This window comes from Xinfangfangia pollutisoli, from assembly GCF_020179405.1.
Classification (GTDB): domain Bacteria; phylum Pseudomonadota; class Alphaproteobacteria; order Rhodobacterales; family Rhodobacteraceae; genus Pseudogemmobacter; species Pseudogemmobacter pollutisoli.
In genome coordinates this window covers 1-5628 of record NZ_JAICBZ010000136.1, presented here as the reverse complement: position 1 = coordinate 5628, position 5628 = coordinate 1, and the positions used below count along the sequence as shown (strand labels likewise).

Annotated in this window: 5 protein-coding genes and 1 pseudogene; 3 read left to right on the top strand and 3 right to left on the bottom strand. The window is 68.6% G+C overall.

Annotation, left to right across the window (positions count from 1 at the left end):
- The 3 genes from mtnP to K1Y73_RS21085 form a co-directional block, all read right to left on the bottom strand.
- On the bottom strand, positions 1-779 hold a 779-nt coding region (mtnP, locus tag K1Y73_RS21095), incomplete at its 3' end, for an S-methyl-5'-thioadenosine phosphorylase (protein ID WP_225030339.1).
- Between the two features lie 301 nt (positions 780-1080).
- The gene (locus tag K1Y73_RS21090) at positions 1081-1869 is read right to left on the bottom strand and encodes an EcsC family protein (RefSeq protein WP_225030337.1); all 789 of its coding nucleotides are present in this window, start codon (positions 1867-1869) and stop codon (positions 1081-1083) included.
- Between the two features lie 67 nt (positions 1870-1936).
- Positions 1937-2425 carry a GNAT family N-acetyltransferase gene (locus K1Y73_RS21085; protein ID WP_225030335.1) on the bottom strand — a complete coding sequence of 163 codons (489 nt, stop codon included), beginning with the start codon at positions 2423-2425 and terminating at the stop codon, positions 1937-1939.
- 120 nt (positions 2426-2545) lie between these two features.
- Between K1Y73_RS21085 and K1Y73_RS21080 the strand changes: the two genes are divergently transcribed.
- The 3 genes and pseudogenes from K1Y73_RS21080 to K1Y73_RS21070 form a co-directional block, all read left to right on the top strand.
- Entirely contained in the window at positions 2546-3121 is a 576-nt protein-coding gene (locus tag K1Y73_RS21080; RefSeq protein WP_225030334.1) for a flavin reductase family protein, read from the top strand.
- A gap of 92 nt (positions 3122-3213) precedes the next feature.
- On the top strand, positions 3214-4956 hold the full coding sequence (argS, locus tag K1Y73_RS21075; RefSeq protein WP_225030333.1) for an arginine--tRNA ligase: 1743 nt from the start codon (positions 3214-3216) through the stop codon (positions 4954-4956).
- A gap of 66 nt (positions 4957-5022) precedes the next feature.
- Positions 5023-5628, top strand: a pseudogene (locus tag K1Y73_RS21070) (hypothetical protein); the annotation flags it as partial.

Here is a 5628-nt window from a genome sequence, read left to right as displayed (position 1 = left end):
GAAGTATATGGCGACCTACGATCTGATGGAAAGCGTCCGCAACACCAATGAGTGGTTGGGCGCCTCGGCCCGCGCGCATGGCCGGCATTGGCGGTCAGCGTGGCGATCACGGCCGCCACATCCACCGCATCATGATCGGGATGCCAGCAATCGTAATCGGTCACCATGGCGAGCGAGGCATAGCACAATTCCGCCTCGCGGGCGAGTTTCGCCTCGGGCATGCCGGTCATCCCGATCACATCGGCGCCCCATTGCCGGTAAAGCCGGCTTTCCGCGAGGGTGGAAAACTGCGGCCCCTCCATCACCAGATAGGTGGCACCCTCATGCACCCGGGCGCCCGCCTGGCGCGCGGCTTCGGCCGCCAGCCGGCCCAGCCGGGAACAGGTCGGATGCGCCAGCCCGACATGGGCGACGCAGCCCGGGCCGAAGAAGCTTTTCTCGCGGGCGAAGCTGCGGTCGATATACTGGTCGACCAGCACGAAATCCCCCGGCGCCAGGTCTTCGCGCAGGCTGCCCACGGCCGAGACCGCCAGCACATCGGTACAGCCAAGCCGCTTCAGCGCGTCGATATTGGCGCGATAGGGCAGCGACGTGGGCGAGTGAACATGGCCGCGGCCATGGCGGGGCAGGAAGGCCATGGCCACGCCATTCAGCCGCCCGGTCAGGATCTGATCCGAGGGCGCCCCCCAGGGCGTCTCGACCGTGACCCAGGCCGCGCCGTCCAGCCCCTCGATCTGATAGACGCCCGAGCCGCCGATCACCCCGATCATCATCTGCATGAAGGCCCCCGTCCGCTGCGCATGCGAAAGGATGATAGGGGCGGGCAGCGCGGCGGAGCAAGGCCTGTCGAGAAGGCATAGCGCAGGGCCTGTCGGACCGGGGCGGATCTGCGTTAACCGGCCGGAAACCGAATCGACCTAAGCCTGCATGTGCCGGGCGCACCCACCCGGCGCGGCGGCGTCACGGCCGACCGCAGCTTCCCTCTTCCCACCCCAGCCCCGCCGGCATCCCCTGCTGGCGGGGCATTTCGCGGCCGGGGGCGGGCCGCGCTCAGCCCGTCCGCGCTCAGGCCGTCCGCGCTCAGGCCTTGCGCAAGGCGGGCTTGGCGGTGGCCTTGGCAAAGGCCTCCAGCACCGGCTCGGCGCCATGGGTTTCCGCCAGGCGCAGCAGCGCGAAACGGATCGCCGCCGTCTCGCGGTAATAGCGCAGGAAGGCCGCATTCAGCGCAGCGCCCGACAGCGCGCCCAGCACCGGCACGCTTTGCGCCGCCAGCTTCTGGCTGAGCGTTGCCGCCAGCCGCGGCGCCACTTTCGCGATCAGCGCCTGGATCGCGGGGCCGGTCAGCGTCAGCCTGGCGGTGAAGAACGAGGTGTCGATCCCGTCATCGGCCGCGATCGGACTGCCCGAGCCGAAGGTGCGCAGCGCCTCGGCCCGGATCCAGGGATCGTCGGGATCATAGCCCGCGCGCGCGGCCTCGCGCCGGATCGCGTGCAGAAGGACGGTGATGGTGAAGGGCAATTCGGCAATCGCTCCGGCCAGCCCGGCCAGGCCGCCCGCCGCGCCGCTGGCCATGACGGCCGCCATCGGGCCGCGCCCGCCGGTTTCGGGCAGGCGGGCGCCCTGGGCGGCCAGGCCATAGGCCTGTTCCAGCGCCTGGGCGGTGATCTGCTCGGCCCGCAGCCGCAGCGCTTCGGGCAAAAGCGCGAACTGGCCCTCAAGCGCGCCGCCAAGCCGCGTCACCAGCGCCAGGACCGGCCCATTGGCCGCCTTCCAGCGCCGCGCCAAAGCCGCGATTTCGGGCGCCGGATCGGGGGCCAGGATCTGGGGAAGCGCCAGAGAATGCTCGGATGACGGGGTCGGTGTGTCCATCCCTTCGATATGGGAGGGCGCGGGGCGCCTGCAAGAGGCCCGCCGCCGGACAGGTCTTATCGGCGCTTCAGGTCGCGCGGGTGACCTTGCCGGTCACGCCCTTCCAGGCGCCGGCCTTCAGCTCCAGCCCCAGAACCCGGTCGGGGTTGGTGGGCGGCGGCATCTCGACGCCGTCGAGCTTGCGAAAGCCGAAACGGCGGTAATAGGGCAGGTCGCCCACCAGCAGCACCCGTTCCCAGCCCAGCCGCCGCGCCTCGGCCAGGCTTTCATTCATCAGAAGACCGCCCAGACCTTCGCCCTGCCGCGTCGGGTGAACGGCGATCGGGCCCAGAAGCAGCACGTCTTCCTCGCCGATCAGCGCCGGCCAGTAGCGGATCACCGCAGCCAGGGTGCCGTCGCTGTCGCGCAGGGTCAGGCACAGCGGCGCCACCGTCGGCACGCCCTCGCGCAGCCGGTAGGAAGACAGGGCAGTGCGGCCGGGCGCGAAGCAGAGGTCATACAGCGCCTCGACTTCCCACCAGTCGGCCTCGGTTTCCTCTTCCAGTCGATAGGCCAAGGCATGTCCCTCGAATCTTCCGCCCCGCCGCGTAACATGCGATGGTCGCGGGGTAAACGTCCCGGGCCCCGGCTGGGCGCTAGGGGCGGAAAAGATCGGCTGCAGCGCGGAAGGAAGCCCATGTTCTATCGACCAGAAGAGGGCCACGGCCTGCCGCACAACCCGTTCAACGCGGTGGTCTCGCCCCGGCCGATCGGCTGGATTTCCACGCGCGTTCCGGGGTTTGGCGACAATCTGGCGCCCTATTCCTATTTCAACGCCGTGGCCTCGCGCCCGCCGCAGGTGATGTTCTCGGGCGAGGCCGATGACACGGTCGCCAATGTGCTGGACAGCGGGGTCTTCGCGGTGAACCTGGTGGGCGAGGCGGCACTGCGGGCGATGAACGAAACCTCGGCCCGGGTGGCGCGCGGGGTGGACGAATTCGCGTTGGCGGGCGTGGCCAAGGCGGAATGCACGACGATCGACTGTCCGCGCGTCGCCGATGCGCCGGCCACGCTGGAATGCCGGGTGGTGCAGGATCTGGCGCTGGAGGGCGGCTATCGGCTGGTGATCGGGCAGGTCACGGGCGTGCATCTGCGCGACGATTGCCTGGTGGCGGGGCGCTTCGACGTGACCCGTTTCACCGCCGTTGCACGGCTGGGCTATCATGATTACGCGCTTGTGCGCGAACTGATCGAGATGCGGCGGCCGCGCTAGAAGCCGGGGCAGGGCGGGGGTGAAAAGGGCGCAGCGCTTGACCGCGCTGGCCCGCTCTGGCAAGTCCTGCGGATCATGCAGGATTTGATCAGATGAACCTCTTCGCGGAAATCCGCAGCGCGGTGACCGATGCCCTGGGCCGGATGCAGGCCGAAGGCGCCCTGCCGCAGGGACTTGACCTTGGCCAGGTGGCGGTCGAGCCGCCGCGCGATCCGGCCCATGGCGATATGGCAACCAATGCGGCCATGGTCCTGGCAAAGCCCGCGGGCAAACCCCCGCGCGAGATTGCCGACGGGCTGGCCGCCAAGCTGATGGAAGACCCGCGGATCGCGGGCGCCGATGTGGCGGGGCCGGGCTTTCTGAACCTGCGGCTGGCGCCGGCGCTGTGGCAGGGCGTGATCGCCACGGTTCTGGCCGAGGGCGCGGGCTATGGCCGGTCGCAGATCGGGCAGGGCCAGAAGGTCAATGTCGAGTTCGTCTCGGCCAATCCGACCGGGCCCATGCATGTGGGCCATGTCCGCGGCGCGGTGGTGGGCGATGCGCTGTCGAACCTGCTGGCCTTTGCCGGCTGGAACGTCACGCGGGAATACTACATCAACGATGGCGGTGCACAGGTCGATGTGCTGGCGCGCAGTGCCTATGAACGCTACCGCGAGGCGCATGGGCTTGAGCCGGAAATCCGCGAGGGCCTGTATCCCGGCGATTACCTGATCCCGGTGGGCGAGGCGCTGAAGGCGAAATACAGCGACAAGCTGCTGGATCAGCCTGAATCCGTCTGGCTGGCCGATGTGCGCGACTTTGCCACCGAGATGATGATGGAGATGATCCGCCAGGATCTGGCGGCGCTGGGCGTGCGGATGGATCTGTATTCCAGCGAGAAGGCGCTTTACGGCACCGGCAAGATCGAGGGCGCGATCGAGACGCTGCGCGCGAAGGGGCTGATCTATGAGGGCGTGCTTGAGCCGCCGAAGGGCAAGACCCCCGATGATTGGGAACCGCGCGAGCAGACGCTGTTCCGGTCAACCGCGCATGGCGACGATGTCGACCGGCCGGTGAAGAAATCGGACGGCAGCTGGACCTATTTCGCCCCCGACATCGCCTATCACTTCGACAAGGTGCAGCGCGGCTATGACCAGCTGATCGACATTCTGGGCGCCGACCACGGCGGCTATGTCAAGCGGATGAAGGCGGCGGTCGCGGCGCTGTCGGACAATCGCGTGCCGCTGGACATCAAGCTCATTCAGCTGGTGAAGCTGTGGAAGGACGGCGCGCCGTTCAAGATGTCGAAACGCGCCGGCACATTCGTGACCCTGCGCGATGTGGTGGAAATGGCCGGCGCCGATGTCACCCGCTTCATCATGCTGACGCGCAAGAACGACGTGGCGCTGGATTTCGATTTCGACAAGGTGCTGGAACAGTCGAAGGACAACCCGGTCTTCTACGTGCAATACGCCAATGCCCGGATCAATTCGGTGCTGCGCAAGGCGGCCGAGGCCGGAATTGCCGCCGACGATGCCACGCTGGCCGCCGCCGATCACGGCCAATTGGCGCATCCGGCCGAATTGGCGATGCTGAAGAAGATCGCCGAATGGCCGCGTCTGGTGGAAATCGCCGCCCGCAACAACGAGCCGCATCGCGTGGCCTTCTACCTGTACGAACTGGCCTCCGAGTTCCACGGCCTGTGGAACCGCGGCAATGACGATGCCTCGCTGCGCTTCATGCAAGAGGATGCCGCGGTGGCACAGGCGAAAATCGCCCTTGTCCGGGCCACGGGCGTTGTCATTTGCGCCGGTCTTGCTATCCTTGGGGTGAAGCCGGTCGAAGAAATGCGCTGAGAAATGGCGCCAGGGCCGGCCCGGACGGGCGCAAGGGGCGGGTCAACCGCCCGGGCAGAGGCAGGCATGGCGGACGCGGATTACGGCGACTATATCGCGCCCCCCCTGGCCAGGGGCCGGGGGCAGGCTGAGCGGACATCTTCGCACGCCCCCTCGGGCGGTGCGGCGCGCCTTGCTTCGTCCCGACAGGATCCGCATCTGCATCCGCAACCCGTCGATCCCCGCGCCGCGCAGGGCTGGGGCGAAGGTCAGGTGCGCCGCTATGCCGGCCACGCGCCCGAACCGCAGCTGGATTCGATGCCGCCTGGCGCGCCCGGCGGCGGGTTTGCCGGCGCGGGCCTTGGGCTGCGCGGGCAGAAGATCGTCAACATCGCCGGCGCGATCGGCTCGGTTGCTCTGGTTCTCAGCCTGGGCTGGTGGGGCTACAGCCTTGCCATGCGCGACCTGCGCGGCGTGCCGGTTGTGCGCGCGCTGGAAGGGCCGATGCGGATCACGCCCGACGATCCCGGCGGGCAGGTCGTTGATTATCAGGGGCTTGCGGTCAATGACGTCGCCGCCGATGGCGGGGCCGCCCCGCCGCCCGAGCGGCTGATCCTGGCGCCGAAGCCGGTTGAACTGACGCTGGACGATGCGCCGGGCCTGGCCGGCAGCGCGCCTGCGGCCGAAGCCGCC

Bases quoted from the DNA above. Each gene is read 5' to 3' on its own strand.
- K1Y73_RS21090 (WP_225030337.1), bottom strand. From the start codon at position 1,869: ATGGACACACCGACCCCGTCATCCGAGCATTCTCTGGCGCTTCCCCAG.
- K1Y73_RS21080 (WP_225030334.1), top strand. From the start codon at position 2,546: ATGTTCTATCGACCAGAAGAGGGCCACGGCCTGCCGCACAACCCGTTC.
- argS (WP_225030333.1), top strand. From the start codon at position 3,214: ATGAACCTCTTCGCGGAAATCCGCAGCGCGGTGACCGATGCCCTGGGC.